The 19,124-nt window shown below is 67.1% G+C and carries 17 protein-coding genes; 13 read left to right on the top strand and 4 right to left on the bottom strand.

Features of this window, described 5'->3' with window-relative positions; translation table 11 throughout:
* The first annotated feature begins 136 nt into the window (after positions 1–136).
* Positions 137–1,345, top strand: a complete 1,209-nt coding sequence (locus C1878_RS03455) for a SpaA isopeptide-forming pilin-related protein (RefSeq protein WP_114600312.1) — start codon at positions 137–139, stop codon at positions 1,343–1,345.
* Between the two features lie 332 nt (positions 1,346–1,677).
* Positions 1,678–2,271 carry a DNA-3-methyladenine glycosylase I gene (locus tag C1878_RS03450; protein WP_114600311.1) on the top strand — a complete coding sequence of 198 codons (594 nt, stop codon included), beginning with the start codon at positions 1,678–1,680 and terminating at the stop codon, positions 2,269–2,271.
* A 103-nt stretch (positions 2,272–2,374) separates the two neighbouring features.
* On the opposite strand, the gene guaA is transcribed toward C1878_RS03450, so the two are convergent.
* Together guaA and C1878_RS03440 are read right to left on the bottom strand one after the other, a co-directional pair.
* Positions 2,375–3,358: a glutamine-hydrolyzing GMP synthase gene (gene guaA, locus C1878_RS03445; protein ID WP_114600310.1), complete on the bottom strand. Its 984-nt coding sequence runs from the start codon at positions 3,356–3,358 to the stop codon at positions 2,375–2,377.
* Positions 3,359–4,555: 1,197 nt separating this feature from the next.
* On the bottom strand, positions 4,556–4,963 hold the full coding sequence (locus C1878_RS03440) for a Tat pathway signal protein (protein ID WP_147272897.1): 408 nt from the start codon (positions 4,961–4,963) through the stop codon (positions 4,556–4,558).
* 479 nt (positions 4,964–5,442) lie between these two features.
* Here C1878_RS03440 and C1878_RS03435 point away from each other — a divergent pair, with 479 nt between their 5' ends.
* Together C1878_RS03435 and C1878_RS03430 are read left to right on the top strand one after the other, a co-directional pair.
* Positions 5,443–5,880, top strand: coding sequence for a PadR family transcriptional regulator (locus C1878_RS03435; protein WP_241963586.1), 438 nt, complete (start codon positions 5,443–5,445; stop codon positions 5,878–5,880).
* Positions 5,881–5,943: 63 nt separating this feature from the next.
* A complete protein-coding gene (locus tag C1878_RS03430; RefSeq protein ID WP_241963585.1) occupies positions 5,944–6,861 on the top strand; it encodes a hypothetical protein in 918 nt (305 codons plus the stop codon).
* A gap of 12 nt (positions 6,862–6,873) precedes the next feature.
* Here C1878_RS03430 and C1878_RS03425 read toward each other — a convergent pair whose 3' ends face one another.
* Entirely contained in the window at positions 6,874–7,170 is a 297-nt protein-coding gene (locus C1878_RS03425) for a DUF1905 domain-containing protein (RefSeq protein WP_199519278.1), read from the bottom strand.
* Positions 7,171–7,470: 300 nt separating this feature from the next.
* Here C1878_RS03425 and C1878_RS03420 point away from each other — a divergent pair, with 300 nt between their 5' ends.
* Complete coding sequence (locus tag C1878_RS03420) at positions 7,471–8,862, top strand: uracil-xanthine permease family protein (RefSeq protein ID WP_114600307.1); 1,392 nt, start codon at positions 7,471–7,473, stop codon at positions 8,860–8,862.
* 92 nt (positions 8,863–8,954) lie between these two features.
* Here C1878_RS03420 and C1878_RS03415 read toward each other — a convergent pair whose 3' ends face one another.
* On the bottom strand, positions 8,955–9,203 hold the full coding sequence (locus C1878_RS03415) for a VF530 family DNA-binding protein (RefSeq protein WP_114600306.1): 249 nt from the start codon (positions 9,201–9,203) through the stop codon (positions 8,955–8,957).
* Between the two features lie 141 nt (positions 9,204–9,344).
* Between C1878_RS03415 and C1878_RS03410 the strand changes: the two genes are divergently transcribed.
* The 8 genes from C1878_RS03410 to C1878_RS03375 all read left to right on the top strand — a co-directional run bounded on the left by C1878_RS03410 (position 9,345) and on the right by C1878_RS03375 (position 19,078).
* Positions 9,345–9,899, top strand: coding sequence for a TetR/AcrR family transcriptional regulator (locus tag C1878_RS03410; protein WP_114600305.1), 555 nt, complete (start codon positions 9,345–9,347; stop codon positions 9,897–9,899).
* Positions 9,900–9,904: 5 nt separating this feature from the next.
* Positions 9,905–10,717 carry a 4Fe-4S dicluster domain-containing protein gene (locus C1878_RS03405; RefSeq protein WP_114600304.1) on the top strand — a complete coding sequence of 271 codons (813 nt, stop codon included), beginning with the start codon at positions 9,905–9,907 and terminating at the stop codon, positions 10,715–10,717.
* A 251-nt stretch (positions 10,718–10,968) separates the two neighbouring features.
* Positions 10,969–11,412, top strand: coding sequence for a YjdF family protein (locus tag C1878_RS03400; protein ID WP_114600303.1), 444 nt, complete (start codon positions 10,969–10,971; stop codon positions 11,410–11,412).
* A gap of 158 nt (positions 11,413–11,570) precedes the next feature.
* On the top strand, positions 11,571–13,274 hold the full coding sequence (gene crtI, locus C1878_RS03395; RefSeq protein ID WP_241963584.1) for an NAD(P)/FAD-dependent oxidoreductase: 1,704 nt from the start codon (positions 11,571–11,573) through the stop codon (positions 13,272–13,274).
* The gene (locus tag C1878_RS03390; protein WP_114600302.1) at positions 13,271–14,260 is read left to right on the top strand and encodes a phytoene/squalene synthase family protein; all 990 of its coding nucleotides are present in this window, start codon (positions 13,271–13,273) and stop codon (positions 14,258–14,260) included. The genes crtI and C1878_RS03390 overlap by 4 nt, the downstream gene beginning before the upstream one ends.
* A complete protein-coding gene (locus tag C1878_RS03385; protein ID WP_241963583.1) occupies positions 14,260–15,909 on the top strand; it encodes a DUF92 domain-containing protein in 1,650 nt (549 codons plus the stop codon). Before C1878_RS03390 ends, C1878_RS03385 begins: the two co-directional genes overlap by 1 nt.
* Positions 15,910–16,183: 274 nt before the next feature.
* Positions 16,184–17,635 (top strand): M20/M25/M40 family metallo-hydrolase, encoded by a 1,452-nt coding sequence (locus tag C1878_RS03380; RefSeq protein ID WP_114600300.1) that lies wholly within the window; start codon positions 16,184–16,186, stop codon positions 17,633–17,635.
* 90 nt (positions 17,636–17,725) lie between these two features.
* Positions 17,726–19,078, top strand: coding sequence for an MFS transporter (locus C1878_RS03375; protein WP_114600299.1), 1,353 nt, complete (start codon positions 17,726–17,728; stop codon positions 19,076–19,078).
* The last annotated feature ends 46 nt before the right edge of the window (positions 19,079–19,124 follow it).

The raw sequence follows: 19,124 nt of genomic DNA, 5'->3' as shown, positions 1-19,124 counted from the left end.
CGAGATGTCTCGTTGGCAGGCGGTCGTTCAAGAAAGGCCGGCGAACAGCTTCGAATCCAACGTGTTCGTGACAAATTCGCAACCGTTGAAAGGGCTTTGGTATGGTGCGCCCATGGAAACCCGAAAAGGAGTGGATATGGGCGCCAAAACCGCAACACGAAACGCAGCACGGAACCTCGTCATAGCCCTTTTCGCCACGGCGTTGCTCTTGATCCCGGGCACCGCTTTCGCCGGCCAGGCGGGGCAGGACGGCATGACGCTCGACCTGACGACCGACAAGGCCGCGTACGAGGCCGGCGACACCGTCACGGGGAAGGCCGTCTTCACGAACGGCAACGATTTCGCCGTGAGCGAGGCGACGCTGTCGGTCGACCTTCCCGCGGAGATCGGGTTCGTCACGACGGAGGCGCCGGTTGCGGCCGCGAGCCTCGAGCCGGGGGAGTCCCTCGAGATCGACTTCCAAGCGAAGCTCCCCGTCCCCGTTCCCGTTGGCCCGGGTGGTGGCGAGAGCTTGGCGAAGACGGCGGATCCCCTTCCCCTGCTGGCGTGCGGGCTGGTCGGCCTCGCTGCTTTGGCGGGAGCCGCGTTGGTCGTTCTGCGGAAAAAGGGCAAGGGGGGCGCGGGCGTCGTGTCGGTTCTGCTCGTGGCGCTGCTTGCGGCCCCCGTCCTCGCGGGCGGCGGCTCGGCGCAGGCGGTGGCGGCCCCGTCGGGCGTTTCGACGACCGAGAACGTCAAGATTCTTGGAAAAGACTACGCCTTGGGCGCGACGGGAACGTACGTCGTTCCGAGGCAGGCCGTTGACGTATCGTTCCCGAAGCTGGACCTTGAGACCGGGCAGCCCCTCGCCGGCGCGGTGTTCTCCCTGCAGGATCGGTCGGGCGGCGCTGCGCTCACCGCCACCTCGACGGACGAGGGAATGGTCGTATTCCCCGACGTGGGGTACGGAACCTACGATCTGGTGGAGACGCAGGCGCCCGTCGGCTACCAGCCGGATTCGACCGCCTACGCCGTGGAGGTGGGCGCGGGAGGCGTCACCGTCGACGGCGCGCCCCTGGCCGACTTCTCCGTTTCGAACGTCAAGATGGCCAAGAGCGTTCCTCCTGCGTTCGAAGTTGTCTACGCGGGCGACCTATTCGTTCACGGCCAAGGAGTGCCCGGTTCCAGGATCTCGATTACCTGGCCGAACGGTTCGATGACGGAAACGGTGGTTCAGTCCGACTCGACTTGGAGTGCGCCTTACTATGGTTCTGTCCTGCTCGAAGGCCAAGTCATTTACGCATCGCAGACCGAGATCGACAAGCTCGAGAGCGATCCTGCTTCCACGGTGGTGTCTCGGAGGTTTTAAAGCGGTCCGATCCCAGCCGGTTCGCCAAAGATCGAACCGGCTTGGGCCTTGCTTTGTCCGGGCGACGGTAGCGACGCCGTGCGAGCCGCCTCCGTTTTCACGTTCGACGCCGTAGGGCTCGAGCGGTCTCACGCCGTGCATCAGAGAAGAAATTAACGCGGATTGGATGCGCGAACGAGGAAGGCGAACCTTCAATGCGCGCGCTTCTCCTTGCGCGACCCGCCTGAGCACTCGAGCATGTGCACGTTCGTTTTGTCCGAGGCCTCATGGTCGAAACGTCGTATGATGTTTTCGCTAGGCTAAGCGACGGTTTGAGAACGAGGGTCGATCGCATGGAAGAGAAAACCAGATGCTCGTGGCCGGGAGATATTCCGATCTACCTGGACTACCACGACAACGAGTGGGGAAGGCCTACCCATGACGACCGCGAGCTGTTCGAGCTGCTGGTTTTGGAGGGCGCGCAAGCGGGCCTCTCGTGGATAACCGTTCTCAAGAAGCGGGAAGCGTACCGGGAGGCTTTCGACGGGTTCGACCCGGCCAAGGTGGCGCTCTACGGCAGGGAAAAAGTCGAGGAGCTCGTGGCGAACGAAGGGATCATCCGCAATCGCCGCAAGATCGAGGCGGCCGTGACCAACGCGAGGCTGTTCCTGGACGTGGACGATGAGTTTGGGAGCTTCGATGCATTCATATGGGGATACGTGGACGGCGTCCCCATTGTGAACCATTGGGAAACCCAGGCGGACGTGCCCGCGACCACGCCGCTTTCCGACCGCATCAGCAAGGATCTCAAGAAGCGCGGCTTCAAGTTCGTCGGCTCCACCATCGTGTACGCCTACCTGCAATCCATCGGCATGGTGAACGACCATGTGGTGGATTGCTTCGTGCATCGGGAGCTGCTGGATGGGAAAGACGGATCTGCAATCTGAAATGGATTCGAAGTTTAGCGTCGCTATAAAAAGACCTTGCCAATAGGATCGTTGGAAAGGTCTTTTTATAGCAGGGTTTTGTGGGTGGCGCTATGGAGGCCCTTTACTCCCATTCGATGGTGCCGATGGGCTTCGGCGTGATGTCGTACACCACGCGGCAGATACCCGGCACCTCGTCCAAAATCCTCGCCGTGATCTTCTTGAGCAGCGCCCAGTCGAGTTCCGGCACTTCCGCCGTCATGGCGTCAACCGTGTTCACCGCGCGGATGATGGCGGGCCACTCGAAGGCGCGCACCCCGTCGCGGACGCCGGTGGCGCGGAAGTCGGGGACGCTCACGAAGTACTGCCACACTTTGCCCTCGAGGCCGGCCGCGGCGAACTCATCGCGCAGGATGGCGTCGGCCTCGCGCAGCGCCTCCAGGCGGTCGCGCGTGATGGCGCCGAGGCAACGCACGCCCAGGCCGGGGCCGGGGAAGGGCTGGCGCTCCACCATGGACTCGGGCAGGCCCAGCTCGCGGCCGATGACGCGCACCTCGTCTTTGTACAGCAGCTTCACGGGCTCGCACAGCTCGAACTGCAGGTCGTCGGGCAGGCCGCCCACGTTGTGGTGCGCCTTCACGCCGTCGGACTCCAGGATGTCGGGGTAGATAGTGCCCTGCGCGAGGAAGCTCACCTCGTCGCCCACTTTGCGTGCCTCCTCCTCGAACACGCGGATGAACTCGGCGCCGATGATCTTGCGCTTGGCCTCCGGCTCGGCCACGCCGTCGAGCAGCTCGAGGAAGCGGTCGGCTGCGTCCACGTACACGAGGTTCGCGTCCAGCTGGTTCTGGAACACGTCCACCACCTGCTCGCTCTCGCCCTTGCGCATGAGGCCGTGGTTCACGTGCACGCAGATGAGCTGCTTGCCGATGGCCTTGATCAAAAGCGCCGCCACCACCGACGAGTCCACGCCGCCGGACAGCGCCAGCAGCACTTTCTGGTCGCCGATCTGGGCGCGGATCGCGTCGACCTGCTCGTCGATGAACGCGTTCGCCAGCTCGGGCGTGGTGATTCGCTCCATATCCTCGGGGCGCTTGTTCGAATCCATGCGGGACCTCCTCGTGTTCGACCCGGCACAAGCCGGTTTTTCTCGTGGGGAGATTATAACGGAAAGCGGTGTCGTTCAAGAGGCAGGCGGGGGCGAACTCCAAGCATTTCGCCCGATGGGCGGGCGGTTGCTTGAGCGCTCGGTGCTGCCGGAGCCTGCCGGCGGGGTCGGTCGCGCCCGGCGCATCGAAGATGTCGCGAGCGCGCGTGCGGGTATGGGAAGGATGGCGCTCTGTCCAAGTTGCTTTCGATGCGCAATCTTCAAATCACTGCCAGCAAGACGCATGGTTTCTTCGGGGGGGGGGGGCGTTGGAACGATAATGACAGATTCTCTGCAGGTCCAAAGCCGAAAGCTTCCCCGAAACTCGGCTGCCATCACCCAGTTCCATTGTCTCCCCAGGTCGCACAACTTGCAAACGATTCCAAAGATCCAACAAGGCGGTACACGTGCAGAGAATCTGTCATTATCGTGCCATCGGCTCTGGATCCGCTGTTAAACCACCGTTGACACGTCCGTTCGCCTCTGCGGAGCGCCAGGCCGCCATCAGGCGCTATGCAGGGGTGCATAACGGTGGTTTATCAACGGAGAAGGGGAATCTTGGCAGAAAAACCGAGTTCAGGGAATGGGAAGTGCTTGCCGGTTCGCTTTTCGATGATTGCCGAATCGTGTGACCTGGGGTTTTCTAAAACCCTCATCGCGAAAGGTCACGAAACGGCCCGAACCGATTCCCTGAACTCGGTTTTTGTGCCAAGATTCGGATCTCCGCCGTTAAACCCACACTTCGGCATGCCCGTTCGCCTCTGCGGAGCGCCAGGTCGCCATCGGGCGCCATGCGGCTCGAAAGGGCTTACGTCAACGGCGGTTTAACGGCGGAGCCCTGGATTCTCTGCAAATCGGGGGTCGGGGCATTCGCTTGGGCCGCCGCCGACGAGCTGCCTGCATCTTCGGGGAAGGGCGTCCGTTGCGCAAAAATCACCGATGCCCCCATCCTGAAGCGCTCGCAAGGAGATCGCGCTGTTTTTGGAATCTTGCGATCTGCGAAAACGCGTTTAATGTGACGAGGCGCGCGTGCAGAGGAGGGGCTTTGACGGGCTTCGGCGGGCATTTTGACGGGGACGTCGGTGGTTTTTGTGCCGAACGTAGGGCCGCTGGTTTTCCGAGGCAAAGGCCGTTGGGCTTCGGTACCGGCAGGAGGCGCTACAAACCGCTGGGCGAGACGCGGTCGATGCGCTTGAGGGCAGGGTAGGCTACGAGGGCCCCGATAAATGCGCCGAGGGCGTCGGGCAGCCAGCTGTCAAGGCCCATGCCCCAGAAAAACAGCCGGTACAGCGCGACGGCCGCGCCGAAGAGGATGGCGATTGCCGCCGCCGCGACGCAAGCCCGCGAAAGAGGCGCATGCTGCCAAAGCGCGTTCGCCAAAAGGAAGCTCAGGCCGGCGAAGGCTGCGAACCGCACCGCCGGCGAAGCGGCCGCGAATCCCAGCGCGATGGCGACGACGCCCGCCGCGACGAGGGCCCAGCGACCGACCACGATCAAGCGGCGCGCCGTGGAAGGCTTCGCCGGATGCCCCGCAGGGCGGGAGTCGTGTCGCTGCTCTATGCTCATGCATCCAGCGTAGCGCAGCGGAACCGCACCCCTTGCGCGGCGCATGAGTGGCAGCCCGTTCGTTGCCGTTGCGAAACGCGCCGGTAGCCGTGCCCGTTCGCATAGCGTCGTTCCAGCTTGGACGCGCTGCAGACGAGCCTCGGTGCGGCTGACCCTTTCTCCGCTGCCGTAAGTGCGGCGCAAACCAGAAGAACCTCTGCCGATGACCGCCGCGCCGCCGCCCGCCGCCTCCTTGATGTCGCTCTCGGCGATGGGGCCGGGCGCGGTTTCGAAGTCGCAAGCGCCGATGCCTTTACTGCTGAAGGCTGATGAGCTTACCCCGTTCTCCTTCGGCGCTCTTTCGGCTCGTCTGCGTCTACCTGCCGGCCGCGCTTCGTTATCCGGTCTCGCGCAACATGCGAGATTTCTATACTGTGCGCCGCACACTAATGTGTGATATATGATATAGTGTGCGGCACACAGTAAGGGAAAGGGAGCGCATGGGTCACGACGACGTCGTTTCGAGCATGGTGCTGGAGCTGCGCCGCGGCACGTTGGTCATGCTGGTGCTCAGCCAGCTTCGCGAGCCCGCCTATGGGTACGCGCTGGTGAAGTCGCTCGCCGACCACGGCATCCCCATCGAGGCGAACACGCTGTACCCGCTGATGCGCCGCCTCGAGGCACAGGGGCTGCTGGCGAGCGAATGGGACAACGGCGGCTCGAAGCCGCGCAAGTACTACCGAACCACCGACGAAGGCCTGCGGGTTCTGCGCGAGGTGGAGGAGCAGTGGCGCGTGCTGTGCGGCGGGGTGAACGCGCTGCTTCGCGCGGGAGAAGATGCCGACGGCTCCGCCGGCGGCGAACGATTCGAGTCGGCGGTGCACGTGGAAGAGACCGGCAACGGCGAAGGAGAGGAACGCAACGATGGCACACGATAACGACCTGATAGAGCGCTACCTGTACGCCATCACGCGACGCCTGCCGCCGGCCAGCGCGCCGACGTGGCCGACGAGCTGCGCACGCTCATATCCGACATGCTGGACGAGCGCTGCGGAGCGCTTCCTCCCACCGCCAAAGACGTTCGCGTCGTGCTCACTGAACTGGGCACGCCGGGGGAGATGGTGCGCAAGTACACCGACGGGGAGGGGAAGTGCCTCATCGGACAGCCGTACTACTCGCAGTACCTGTTCGTGTTGAAGATCGTGCTGGCCTGCACGACCGGCGGCATTGTCGTGGCGGGAGTGCTGTCGCTGGCTTCCGGGGCTTCTGGGGGCATGCTGATCGAAGGTCTCGGCTGGCTGGGCACGTTGGTCACGGCGCTGGCCTTCGCGTTCTCGTTCGTGACGGTGCTGTTCGCCGTGTTCTCGCACAAAGGCGTGGAAGTGGAGGTGATGGGATCGCTCGACGACCTGCCGCCGGTGCCGCGCGAGGCGAAGGCATCCACGCGCGGCGACGCTGTGGCGGGCATCGTGTTCTCCGTGGTGTTCGCGGCCGTGTTCCTGCTGTTCCCCGACGTGCTGAACGCGTTATCGCACCGTGCGGACGGCGTGCCGTTCGATCCGTTCGACGTGGGGGCCATTCGCGCCTCGGCTTGGATCGTCATCGCGTGGACGCTCTTGTGCGTTGCCGGGGAGAGCTTCAAGCTGGTCGAGGGCCGCTACACGATGCGGTTGCTGGCGGTGACGCTGGTGGTGGACGTGCTGGCAGCGGCGCTCGTGGTGTTCTGGCTGTCCAATTACCAGATTGTCGACGGGCAGGCGTTGATCGGGGCTCTGGAGTCGACGGGAGACGTCGTGGTCGGGCCCGTGCGTTGGGCGTTGTCGAACATCCAGACGGCGTTCTGCGGGTTCGTGCTGCTGGCGCTGGCCATCGACGCCGTCGACGCGACGGTGCGGACGCTCAAAGCCCGGCGTTCGTAGGGAGCGCGCAGGTCAGCTGCGCTCGCGCACCGTCACGTGCACGGTGTCGCCAGGCTGCTTGCCGATGGCTGCGCGGATATCCTTGCGGATGCCTATGATGTGGCCGGGCGTGCCCATGCGCACGAGACTGCCGTTGTAAGGCGCGCCGTCGAACGTCGCATGTACCTTCACGCGCCCTTTGCCGAACTCGGCGCGCACGTCGTAGGGAAACTCCACGTAGGCGCCGTCGATGTCGGGCACCTTTTGGATCATGGCGTCGAACTCGTACAGTTTGAGCGGCTCCTCGTCGGCCTTATCCGCCTGCGGCACAGGTTGCCCACCCTCTCGCAGGGGGTTTCGATCTTGCTCCAACATAGAGCCCTCCGTTTTGAGCCTTGCCAATAAAGGGGATTGTACCGTGTCGCGCCGGTCTCGCGGTGCTGGCGCGGTTGCCTCCCGGGGAGGGGTTGCTCGGAGCCCGTGCAGGGCCTCCGCCTTCCGGCGGGAATGCGGGCGTTCTTCTCGATTGTCGTCTCTCTCGGTATCTGCTTGTAGGATAATGTCGTAGATTTGCGTACGCGGCCGTCAGGGGACGGGCCGCGCCGGGTGCGATGCGAGAGGGGTTTGCCAATGAGCGATAAACCGACGCCGACCATGGGGGCCAAGGACAGTCCGGACGCGGTGTACGACGCGCGCCCGCTCGGCGTGCCGAAGATGGCGCTGTTCGGCCTGCAGCACATGTTCGCCATGTTCGGGGCCACCGTGCTCGTGCCGGCGCTGACGGGGCTCTCCGTGTCCGCTACGCTGCTGTTCGCGGGGCTGGGCACGCTGCTGTTCCACTTCCTGGCGAAGGGCAAGGTGCCGGCGTTTCTGGGGTCGTCGTTCGCGTTCATCGCGGGCTACGCGGCCATCGCGCCCAACGGCGAGGCGAACCTGCTGCCTTACGCGTGTTTGGGCGTGGCGTGCGCGGGCCTTCTGTACCTGGTGCTGTCGGCGCTGTTCCGCGTGTTCGGGGCCGATCGCGTCATGCGCTTCTTCCCGCCCGTGGTCACCGGGCCCATCGTCATCTGCATCGGGCTCATTCTGGCCAGCTCGGCCATCACGAACGCATCGTCGAACTGGCTCATCGCCGTGGTGGCCATTGCGGTCATCGTGGTGTGCAACATCTGGGGCAAGGGCATGATCAAGATCATCCCCATCCTGTTGGGCGTGATCGTGTCCTACATCGTGGCGGCGTTCGCGGGCGAGGTGGACTTCGCCTCCGTGGCCGCGGCCCCGTGGATCGGCCTGCCGGTGGCGTGGGACAACACGGTGTTCGCGCTGTTCGGGGACAATTTCGACGCGGGGCTGGCCATCACGGCCATCATCACCATCATGCCGCTGGCGTTCGCCACGATGATCGAGCACATCGGCGACGTTTCGGCCATCAGCTCCACGTGCAACCGCAACTACATCGCCGAGCCGGGCCTGCACCGCACGCTTCTGGGCGACGGCCTGGCCACCATCATCGCGTCGCTGTTCGGCGCGCCGGCCAACACCACCTACGGCGAGAACACGGGCGTGCTGGCGCTGACGCGCGTGTTCGACCCGCGCGTCATCCGCATCGCCGCGTGCTTCGCCATCGTGTTCTCGTTCTCGCCGAAGTTCGCGGCCGTGGTGGCGGCCATGCCGGCGTGTGTGGTGGGCGGCGTGTCGCTCGTGCTGTACGGCATGATATCCGCCGTGGGCATCCGCAACCTGGTGGAGAACCACGTGGACTTCATGAAGAGCCGCAACGTGCTCATCACGGCGCTCATCCTGGTGCTGTCGCTGGGCATCGCCTACAGCGCGGCGGGCGCCATCGTGCTGCCGCTGGGCGGCATCACCATCTCGCTGTCGGGCTTGGCGGTGGGCTCGGTCGTGGGCATTCTGATGAACGTGATACTGCCGGGCCACGAGGAGGCCGTCGGCGCGCCGCGCGAACCCGAGGAGATGCCCGACGTGCCCATGCCGCTGGAGGACATTCGCCCGGCGAACGGGTAGGGGTTTTCGCGATTCGCGACGGCGCGTCGTTTGAAAAGGGCTCGGCTGCGAAGGCCGAGCCCTTTTTCGTTGAGCGTGAAAGAGGACGCAGCCTAGAGGTCCACCCAGAACTTCGAGCTCTTGTAGAGGTCCTCCACCTTCTTGCGGGCCCAGGGCGTTTTGCGCAGGAACGCCAGCGAGCTCTTGAGGTTCGGGTCGTTCTTGAAGCAGTTGATGCGTATTCGCTTGGCCAAACCGTCCCAGCCGTACTTGTTGACCAGGCGCTTGAGCATCGTCTCCAACGTCACGCCGTGCAGCGGGTCGTTGGGATGCTCTCGTTCGGCGGGGTTGTCGTTCGGCATGCGGGTGCGGTCCTCCTCGTTTCGTTCGATGCCCCCTATGATGACACATCGAAGGCGGAGGGGGCTTCCCGCTTGACTTCCGCTTCGAACCCCTATATATTACGACTGTAATATAACGTATGTTATCTATAGGGAGATACCATGCCGGAGCAGCGGGTTTCGAGGGAGCGGGTGCTGGACGCCGCGCTCGCCATCGTGCGCGAGCAGGGGGAACAGGCGCTCTCCGCGCGAGCGGTGGCGGAACGGGCCGGCTGTTCCGTGCAGCCTATCTACAGCCTGTTCGGCGACATGAAGGGGCTGGTCGACGCGCTGTACGAGCACGCTCGCGCGTGGGTGGCGGACTACAACCGCGACCATGCCCGCGACGGCAAGAACCCCTTCGAGTCGAACGGCTTGGCGCATCTTCGGCTCGCCCAGACCGAGACGAACCTGTTCCGCTTCCTGTACCTGTCGCCCCATCTTCAGCCGGACAGCTTCGAGGGCCTGTTCGCCAGCGTGGCGCTCGACGGCATCGAGGAGTGCATCGCGCGGATGGGCGGCTTGGACGCGCGCGCGGCCCACGAGCTGTACCTGGACATGATCATCTACACGCACGGTTTGGCGGCCATGCTGGCGAACGGCGCCGGCTTCGACGCGGACAAGATGCGCGAGCGCCTGAACGCGGCGTCGCTTGCGTTTCTGGCGAAGGCGCGGTGAGGGCGATGGCGCGTTCGGCGAAGGCGGGGCGAGGGCGCGCGGCAGGCACCCGCGCCCGACGCGCGGCGGGGCGGCGCCAGCGCGTCCGCCGGCTGCTGCTGACGGTGTCGTTCCTGCTGTTTCCCGTCACCATCTTCTACTTCTCGCCGGTGCTCGTCATCGAGGGCGCGCTGGCGGGGGTGGTGGCGGGCAGCATGCTCGTGTTCGCGCTGCAGTTCGCGCTGGCGCTGGCGTTCCGCCGCGCGTTCTGCGGGTGGCTGTGCGCGGCGGGCGGGCTGCAGGAGATAGAGGCCGACGCGGTGGGCAAGCCGGCGAAGCTGGGGTGGCGCACGCGCATCAAGTACGTGATCTGGGTTCCGTGGCTGGCCTCCATCGCCGCCTGCGCGTGGGTTGCCGGCGGGTTCGCGGCGGTCGACCCGCTTTTGGGCATTCCGGGCGGCGTGTCGCTGAACAACCCGCTGGGCCTGGGCATCTACTTCGGCATCGTGGCGCTGTTCTTCGTTCCCAACCTGTTTCTGGGCCGTCGGGCCATGTGCCACTGCATCTGCTGGATGGCGCCTTTCATGGTGCTGGGCGGGAAGCTGGGGCGCGCTCTGCGCATCCCGCAGCTGCACGTGGGCGCGCGGCCGGAGACGTGCGTCGAGTGCGGGAAATGCGCGAAGGCGTGCCCTATGAGCCTGGTCGTGCCGGGCCTGCTGCAGGGCGGGGCCATCGTGGACGCCGAGTGCATCCAGTGCGGCGCGTGCGCGGACGTTTGCCCGAAGGACACGCTCGCCCTGCGCTTCGGGCAGGTGGGGAAACGCTCGGGCGACGCGTAGGCGCGGTTGGCGTGCTGAAGAGCGCGGGCTTGCCGGCGGAGCGGCTCGTCGCGCGTGCGCGGGTCCGCCTTGCGAGGCGTTCGCCCCCTGGCCGATCGTGCTATACTGCCCCTGCGAAGATGAAAACACGACCCCGTCGGGTAGTCGGGGTGCGGTGGATCCGCCTGCCAACGGGCACGGCGGACGCCGTCAGTAACCTGCCTCCTTGGTTGTCCCTTCTTCGTTCGTTCACAACGACATAAGGAGGATTCATGCAGGTCAACACGTCATCGACGTTGACGGTGCTTCACGACGGCCAATTCTGGGTGGGCATATGCGAGCAGCGCGACGGCTCGCGCTACGGCGCGTGCCGCTTCGTGTTCGGCCCCGAGCCGGCCGACGAGGAGGTCCTGGCCTTCGTGTGCCGGCAATGGGACCGCCTGGACTTCCGCATGCGCGACGGCGAAGGCGGTGACGCGAGCGAGGGCGCGCCGGTCGGCGCACGCAACCCGAAGCGCGCCCAGCGCGAGGCGCGCAGGACGCTCGAGGCTGCCAGGCGCGGCGTGGGCACGAAGGCGCAGCAGGCGCTTGCGGCGGCCTACGAGGAGCGCAAGGACGAGCATCGGGCGGATGCCCGCGACCGCCGCGAGGCCGAGGCGCGCCGCGCCTTCGAGCTGCGCACGCTGAAGCGCAAGCGCAAGCATCGCGGACATTGAGCGGGCGCGCTGCTTCCGCCAAGGTGCCCCAGCGGGTCGGCAACGGCCGTTTGACGTGGGCGAAACGGCTTGCCCCATAATTGTGGGCGCTCAGGTCGCACCTGTGCGGCAACCCGTACCATAACCGGATGGCATATCGGTTGCGGCTTAGGAGTTGCATGAAACGGGTAATCGTGGTGGGTGCGGGGGCCGCCGGGTTGGCAGCGGCCATCCGGTTGCGGTGCGCGGGATACGACGTGGCGCTGTACGAGAAGGAGCCGCAGGTCGGCGGCAAGATGAACCGCATTCGCGAGGACGGCTTCACCTTCGACGTCGGCCCCACCATCGTGATGATGCCAGCGCTGTACCGCGAGGTGTTCGAGCTGGCCGGACGCGATCCGGACGACTACATCCCCTTGGAGAAGGTCGAGCCGCTCATGGAGATATCGTTCGGCCCGGACGAGCGGGTGCGCCTGTCGAACGACCTGTCAGACCTCACGCGCACGCTCGAGGACGTGAGCGAGGCGGACGCCCAGGGCTACTTCGAGTACCTGGCGCTGCTGTACAAGCGCTTCCGCATAGCCAAGGACAATTTCCTGCAGCGGTCCTTCCGCACGCCGGCCGACTTCTACAACCCGAAGAGCCTGGTGGCGGGATTGCGGCTTCACACGTTGGGGGACGCCTACTCGTCGGTGTCCCGCCATGTGAAGGACGATCGGCTTCGCAAGGCGCTGGCGTTCCAGACGCTCTACATCGGCATATCGCCGTACGAGGGGCCGTCGCTGTACATGATCATCCCTTTGATAGAGCTTCTGTACGGCGTGTGGTTCATGCCCGGCGGCATGTACGCCATGGCCGAGGGCATGGGGCGGCTGTTCGGGGAACTGGGCGGAGAGCTCCATACGTCGGCTCCGGTGGAGCGCATCGTCGTCGAGGGCGGCCGCGCCGTGGGCGTGGAAGCGGGCGGCGGGTTCGTCCCGGCCGACTACGTGGTGTGCGACGCGGACTTCCCCTACGCCATGAAGGAGCTCGTGGACGACGGGCGTGCGCGCGGACGCTACACCGACGAGAAGATCGACGGCATGGAGTACTCGTGCTCGTGCTTCATCCTGTACCTGGGCTTGGACAAGCGCTATCCCGACGACGCGGTGCACTCCATAAGGTTCGCACCCGATTTCGAGCGGAACATAGCCGACATCTTCGACGCCGGGCGCTTTCCGGACGATCCGTCGTTCTACTGCTACGCGCCCTCGTCGCTCGACCCGTCGCTCGCGCCCGAGGGCTGCCAGACGCTGTACGTGCTGGTGCCGGTGCCGCCCCTGTCGCCCGACGGGCCCGCTTGGGACGGCGAGGAGACGGCTTCCTATCGAGACCGGGTGCTCGACCTGGTGGAGCGCGAGACGGTCTACGAGGACGTGCGCGACCACATCGCGTTCGAACGGGTTTACACGCCGCTCGATTTCTCCGAGCGCTTCAACGCCCACCGCGGCGCCACGTTCGGGCTGCGCCCTACGCTGCGGCAGAGCAACTACTGGCGACCGCACAACAAGGCCGAAAACTGCGAAGGGCTGTACTTCTGCGGCAGCAGCACGCATCCGGGCGCCGGCGTTCCCATCGTGCTGCTGAGCGCGAAGCTCGCGGCCGAGGAGCTCGCGGCCGACGACCGCGCGGGCGCGGCGGCCGAGCGCGAGGCCGCGGGCGCGGTTGCCGTGGTGGCGGCGCGCGGGGCCGCCGTGGCGGGCAGGACGGGAGTCGCCGTGGCGGGGGGCGCGGAAGACGCCGCAGGCGACGGAACGCTCGCGGCGGGGCGCGGGGCTCGTGTTTCCGCGTCGGCCGGCTCGGGCATTCGCGGCCGGGCGGACGCGGAAAGGGGTGCGCGATGATCGTCCAACGCGATGCGTTCGAGGCTCGTGCCGCAGACTTCGCCTGGTGCGAGGACGTGATCAGGCGGAACTCGCGCAGCTTCTATCGAGCGTTCTCGCTGCTGCCCGAATTCAAGCGCAACGGCGTGTACGCCGTCTACGCGTTCTGCCGCGCGGCGGACGACTGCGCGGACGTGGACGCCAGCCGCGAGCGGCTCGACGGGCTCGCTCGCGATCTGGAGCGGTTCCGCGCAGGCTCCGTGCCCGAGCATCCGCTGTGGCGCGCGCTCGGCACGGTGTTCACAGCCTTCGACCTGGACGCGGCGCCCTTCTTCGACATGCTGGAGGGCCAGCGGCGCGACCTGGCGTTCCGGCAGCCGGAAACCATGGCCGACCTGGAGGACTACGCCTACTACGTGGCGGGCTCGGTAGGGCTCATGCTGCTGCCCCTGCTATGCGCCGAACGGCCGATCGACGAGACGCTGCGGGCGGACGCCGTGGCGCTGGGCGCGGCCATGCAGCTGACGAACATCCTGCGCGACGTGGGCGAGGATCGCGACGTCGGGCGCGTCTATTTGCCCGTCGAGGTGCTGGACGAGGCGCGTTGCACCGCCGCCGACTTGGCACCGGGCCGGGCGGGCGACGCCTTCCGCAGCGCGTGGGAGCGCGTCGCGCGTCGCTCCGCGGAGCTGTACCTTCCCATGCAGCGCGACATCCTGCGCTTGGACGGGGACAGCCGCCTGCCCACGCTCTCGGCGCTGTTCCTGTACCGCGGCATTTTGGACCAGGTACGCGCCGACGGCTATCGCTGTCTCGACCGCCGCAGCGTCGTGCCGCCGGACCGAACGCGGGCGCTCGCGGCGGAGGCGGCCGCGCTCCTCGCCGGGCTTCAGGACGAGGAGGCCGAAAGCCGCGCCCCCGGCGCCTCCCGCGCCTTTTCGCAGGGGGCCGCGCCCTCGCTTTCGGCGGAGGGCGCTTACGGCGCCGCCGCGACGGGAGGTTGGTGATGGACATACGGAACGTGGCGGGCCTGGTGCTTTCATTGGCGTACGTGCTGGCGGTGCTGGGCGCGTCGAGCCTTTTCTCGCGGCGCGGCATGGGTGCCGAGGGAACGCGCAAGCTCGTGCACATCGCGCTGGGCGGCTGGTGGGTCGTCGCGGCGCTGTTCTTCTCGTCTCCGTGGTGGGCGGCCGCGCTGCCGGCTGCGTTCGTCGTGGTGAACGCGCTGGCCTATCGCAAGCAGACGCTCGCCTTCATGGCGCGCGGCGAGGGCGAGGAAACCCCGGGGACCGTGTACTACGCCGTGTCGCTCACGTTGCTCGCCCTGTTCTCGTTCGGTATCGGCGCGCCCTACGTGGGTGCGCTCGGCGTGTTCTGCATGGCGTTCGGCGACGGGTTCGCGGCCGTTCTGGGCAAGCGGTTCGGACGCCGTGCGCTGCCGGGGACGGGCGGCGGGAAGTCTCTCGTCGGCACCGCCGTGATGTTCGCGGCGAGCTTCGCTTCGTGCGCGGCGGTGCTGACGGCGGCGGGTGCGACGGGTTGGGAGGGCGCGGCGCCGTCGTTCGCGACGGCGATCGGGGGAGCGGACGTCTCGGCGAATGCTCCCGGATTGACGGCAGGGCTCGTGGGCGCGATCGTGCTCGTGGCGCTGGGGCTGGCCACGGCGGCCGCGTTTCTGGAGGCGGCGTCGCCGGCGGGGCTCGACAACCTGAGCGTGCCGCTGGGCGCGACGGGACTGTACGCGGTGCTGTTCCTGCCGGCGACGGGTTACACGCCGCTGCTGGCCGGCATGCTGCTGTCGGGCGCCGTGGCTTTGGCCGCCCTTCGGTTGCGGCTGCTCACGGTGCCCGGGGCGCTGGGGGCCGTGGCGGTTGGCGCGCTCGCCTTCGCGTTCGGCGGATGGCCTCTTTGGCTGCTGCTCATGTGGTTCTTCGGCAGCTCGAACGTGGCGTCGAAGCTCATGCGCCGGGTGCGCGGAGTGCGGGAAAGCGAGAAAAGCGGCGGTCCGCGCAGGCTGCGCCAGGTGCTGGCAAACAGCGTGCCGTTCCTCGTGTGCGCGCTGGCCTACGCGGCCACCGGCGAGGCGTGGTTCCTCGTCGTGTCGGCCGGCGCGCTGGCGGCGAGCACGGCGGACACGTGGGCGTCGGAAGTGGGCGTGCACAGCAAAAAGCCTCCCGTCAACATCGTCACGCGCAAGCCCATGCAGCGCGGGCTGTCGGGCGGCGTGAGCCCGCTTGGGTTGGGGGCCACCGTCGTGGGGGCCGCGACCTCGGCCTTCCTGGCCACGTTCCTGTTCCACGCGTTCGGGTTCGCGGTGCCTGCGGGCCCCGAGGCGTTCCTGCTCATCGTCGCGTGCGGCGTCGCGGGCTCGGTGGTGGACAGCTTCTTGGGCGCGCTGCTGCAGGCGAAGTACCGGGTGTCGGGCGCCGACGCGGTCGAGGGTTCCGCGGCAACCGGCTTCTCGTTGCCGGGCGGCCTTGCGATGGCCGGCACGGCGGCGCTCGCCGGGGTCGACGAGACGCTCGTGGAGGCCGCGCCCGCCCGCAGCGCGTCGAGCTACACGCTGGTGTCCGGTTACGCCTGGATCACGAACGACGCCGTGAACCTGCTGAGCGGCATCGCCGTGGTGGCGCTCGGGTTGCTGGTGACGCTGTAGCGCAAGGTCCGAGCTGCTTGGCGGGCGGCCCGCACACGCCCGCATGGCGATTGCGCGGTTTCGCCCCGCGCCGACGGGCCTTCTTGCGGATCGCATTCCCTTGTCTTTGTTTCGACTCGTTAAAGCCGGGCGCGTCCGTCTCCAAGAGGCTTATAATGGCCGACGACAGCAGAGCGACTCGTCGCCGGCCTTCCGCTTGGCTTTCCTGCGCGAGGCGGCGAATTCGCGGAGGCCGGCGCCAGCGTTCGCCGACGCGGCTCGGAAAGGGGCGGGCATGGTTGCACTCTTGGTTATCTTGGCGATCGTCGTCGTTTTGGCGGCGGTCCTCGTGGCGAACGCGGCGCGCTTGAAGCCCACGCCCGTGGTCGACCCGCTGCCGGAAAGCGACGTGCAGGGCGACGACGCGGCGGTGGAGCGCTTCCGCGAGCTGTTGCGCAGCGCCACCGTGTGGGACCTGCGCAACCCGGACGCCGACCGCACGGCCTTCGACGGGTTCGTGCCCAAACTGCGCCGGCTGTATCCCGGCGTGTTCGAGCATCTGGAGCTGGAGCTGGTGGACGGCTACGGCATCTCGCTTCTGTGGAAGGGCTCGAACCGCGAGCTCGCCCCCGTCGTGCTCATGGCCCACCACGACGTGGTGGCGGCCGACCCCGAGGGCTGGACGCACGACCCCTTCGCCGCCGACGTCGAGGACGGCAGGGTGTTCGCGCGCGGCGCCGTGGACACGAAGTGCGTGTGGGCCGCCCTCATGGAGTCCGCCGAGCGCCTGCTGGCCGAGGGCTACGTGCCGCCGCGCGACGTCTACTTCTTCTCGTCGAACACCGAGGAGGACGGCGGCGACACGGCGCCCCACATGGTCGAGCGCCTGCGGGACGCGGGCCGGGTGCCGTACCTGGTGCTCGACGAGGGCGGCGCGGTCATCGACAACCCGCCGCTTGGCGTGAAGGGCCAGTTCGCCGTCGTGGGCGTGTCGGAGAAGGGCGTGTTCAACACGAGCGTGACCACGAACTCCGAGGGGGGCCACGCCGCCACGCCCTCGCTAAAGGACGCCACGGCGAAGCTCGTGGCGGGGTTGGACGCGCTGCAGAAGAACCCGCCGGCTTCGAAGCTGTCCGAACCGGTGGCGGCCATGCTTCGGGAGCTGGTGGCGCACGGCGGCTTCGCCCTGCGCATCGTGTTCGGCAACCTCTGGCTCTTCCGGCCCGTCGTCGTGCGCATCATGAAGGGCGGCTCCGAGACGGCGGCCATGGTGCGCACCACCTACGCGCTCACGCAGCTCGAAGGGGCGCCGGCGCACAACATCATTCCCAAGCAGGCGCACGCCACGGTGAACGTGCGCGTGGATCCGGGCGAGACGGTGGACGAGGCCTTCTCCCGCATAAAGGAGCGCTTCGACGACCAGACCGAGTTCTCGCTGTTCGAGGTGAGCGAGCCCTCGCCCGTCTCACCGTTCGAGAACGATCCGGCGTTCGACTACCTGCGCCGCGTCATCCACGCCGTGTACCCCGCGGCCGGCATCGCGCCCTACGTGCAGTCCGGCTGCAGCGACGCGCGCCATTTCGCGCGCGTCTGCCCGCGCACGTACCGTTTCGCGGGCTTCCTGTTCAAGGGCGACCAGCGCTCCCGCGTCCACGGGCAGGACGAGAACCTGGACGTGGACTCGTACAAGCGCGGCGTGGGGTTCTACACCGAGCTCATCCGTCATTTGGACCAGCTGGGGGAGTAGCCGGGCCCGACGGGCGGGTGCGCACGGCGGGCAAGGCGGGATAGGGAAGCGCGCTCGCAGCGGCGGGCGCCGGAAAGCGAAGGATGGAACATGGCAGACGCGGCGGCACGCAAGCAGGGGAGGTTCTTCTACGGGTGGTGGATCGTGATCGGCGGCTTGCTGATCATGGCCACGTGCTACACGGTGTTCGTGAACTGCATCCCGCTGTTCCAGACGCACATCGTGCAGGATCTGGGGCTCACGGTGGGGCAGTTCAACACGGGCGTGTCCATAACCACGGTGGTGGCGGTGTTCGCGTCGCTCGTCATCGGCAAGCTCACGGACAAGTGCTCAGCGCGCGTGCTGGGCGCGGTGACGGTGCTCACCAGCTCGGTGGTGCTCGTGGGACTGTCGTTCATCACGCAGCTGTGGCAGCTGTACGCGCTGTGCGTCGTCGCCGGCATGGTGGTGGTGGCCGGCACGCGCCTGCTGGTGTCGGTGATCATTTCGAACTGGTTCACGCTCAAGCGCGGGCTGGCCGTGTCCATCGCCCTCTCGGGGTCGGGTATCGGCGGCGTAGTGCTCTCGCCGGCCACGAGCGCCATGATCGAGGCGTCCGGTTGGCGCTCGGCGTTTTTGCTGCTGGCCGTGGTGTGCCTGGTGGCGGCGCTGCCGTTGGCGGTGGTCGCGTTCCGCACGCGGCCGAGCGACAAGGGCCTCAAGCCCTACGGCGCGGGCCAAGTCGAGAAGCAGAAGGCCGACCGCTCGCCCGACGAGCCGGTCACGGTGTCGGTGGGTTGGAAGGCGCTGCGCAAGAGCGCCGCGTTCTGGCTGCTGGTGGTGGGCTTCGTGGCCATGGGCGTGACGAACGGGTGCATCATCACGAACTCCATCGCGAACATGACGAGCGTGACGGTGGGCGGCACGGAGGTGGTGACCGGCGGGCACTCCGTGTTGTGGGCCGGTTCGGTGTGGTCGTTCTACCTGGCCGTCGTCATCGTGGCGAAGATCGCGCTCGGGGCCATCTACGACCGCTTCGGCATGCGGGCGGGCACGGTGCTGGGCACCCTCACGTCGGTGCTGGCGGGCGCCATGCTGCTGTTCCCGGCCACCGATTGGGGCCCGATCCTCGCGTGCCTGTTCTTCGGGTTCGCCACGTGCATGGGCACGGTGGCGCCGCCCATCATGGTGGTGAAGGAGTACGGCAAGAAGGACCTTGGCACCGTCACGGGCATCGTGACGGCGTTCGAGCTTTTGGGCGCCGCCGCGGGCGCGGTGATCTCGGGCGTGATGTTCGACGCGTACCTGTCGTTCGCGCCCGTGTGGATCATGGTGATCGTCGCGTCCGTGGTCATGGGCGCCGCGCTGCTGGCCTCCATCCCCGCGGCGCGCCGGCTGGTGGAGCGCCGCCGGGCCGCGGGCGCGCCCGAGCTGGACGCGGAGGGATTCGAGATCGTGTCGTAGGCGTCGGGCTCCGATCGCTGTGGATTTTCGGCAACCCCGGAGGGCG

This window comes from Gordonibacter sp. 28C (assembly GCF_003339845.1).
Lineage (GTDB): Bacteria > Actinomycetota > Coriobacteriia > Coriobacteriales > Eggerthellaceae > Gordonibacter.
The sequence above is the reverse complement of the archived record's forward strand: the minus strand, read 5'-3'. Positions and strand labels throughout refer to the sequence as shown.

What these genes read in the sequence shown, in the direction of transcription:
- C1878_RS03400 (WP_114600303.1), top strand. Translation starts at nt 10,969, where the DNA reads ATGCAGGTCAACACGTCATCGACGTTGACGGTGCTTCACGACGGCCAA.
- C1878_RS03385 (WP_241963583.1), top strand. Translation starts at nt 14,260, where the DNA reads ATGGACATACGGAACGTGGCGGGCCTGGTGCTTTCATTGGCGTACGTG.
- C1878_RS03455 (WP_114600312.1), top strand. Translation starts at nt 137, where the DNA reads ATGGGCGCCAAAACCGCAACACGAAACGCAGCACGGAACCTCGTCATA.
- C1878_RS03450 (WP_114600311.1), top strand. Translation starts at nt 1,678, where the DNA reads ATGGAAGAGAAAACCAGATGCTCGTGGCCGGGAGATATTCCGATCTAC.
- C1878_RS03440 (WP_147272897.1), bottom strand. Translation starts at nt 4,963, where the DNA reads ATGAGCATAGAGCAGCGACACGACTCCCGCCCTGCGGGGCATCCGGCG.
- C1878_RS03420 (WP_114600307.1), top strand. Translation starts at nt 7,471, where the DNA reads ATGAGCGATAAACCGACGCCGACCATGGGGGCCAAGGACAGTCCGGAC.
- C1878_RS03405 (WP_114600304.1), top strand. Translation starts at nt 9,905, where the DNA reads ATGGCGCGTTCGGCGAAGGCGGGGCGAGGGCGCGCGGCAGGCACCCGC.
- C1878_RS03375 (WP_114600299.1), top strand. Translation starts at nt 17,726, where the DNA reads ATGGCAGACGCGGCGGCACGCAAGCAGGGGAGGTTCTTCTACGGGTGG.
- crtI (WP_241963584.1), top strand. Translation starts at nt 11,571, where the DNA reads ATGAAACGGGTAATCGTGGTGGGTGCGGGGGCCGCCGGGTTGGCAGCG.
- C1878_RS03380 (WP_114600300.1), top strand. Translation starts at nt 16,184, where the DNA reads ATGGTTGCACTCTTGGTTATCTTGGCGATCGTCGTCGTTTTGGCGGCG.
- C1878_RS03390 (WP_114600302.1), top strand. Translation starts at nt 13,271, where the DNA reads ATGATCGTCCAACGCGATGCGTTCGAGGCTCGTGCCGCAGACTTCGCC.
- C1878_RS03410 (WP_114600305.1), top strand. Translation starts at nt 9,345, where the DNA reads ATGCCGGAGCAGCGGGTTTCGAGGGAGCGGGTGCTGGACGCCGCGCTC.
- guaA (WP_114600310.1), bottom strand. Translation starts at nt 3,358, where the DNA reads ATGGATTCGAACAAGCGCCCCGAGGATATGGAGCGAATCACCACGCCC.
- C1878_RS03415 (WP_114600306.1), bottom strand. Translation starts at nt 9,203, where the DNA reads ATGCCGAACGACAACCCCGCCGAACGAGAGCATCCCAACGACCCGCTG.
- C1878_RS03435 (WP_241963586.1), top strand. Translation starts at nt 5,443, where the DNA reads ATGGGTCACGACGACGTCGTTTCGAGCATGGTGCTGGAGCTGCGCCGC.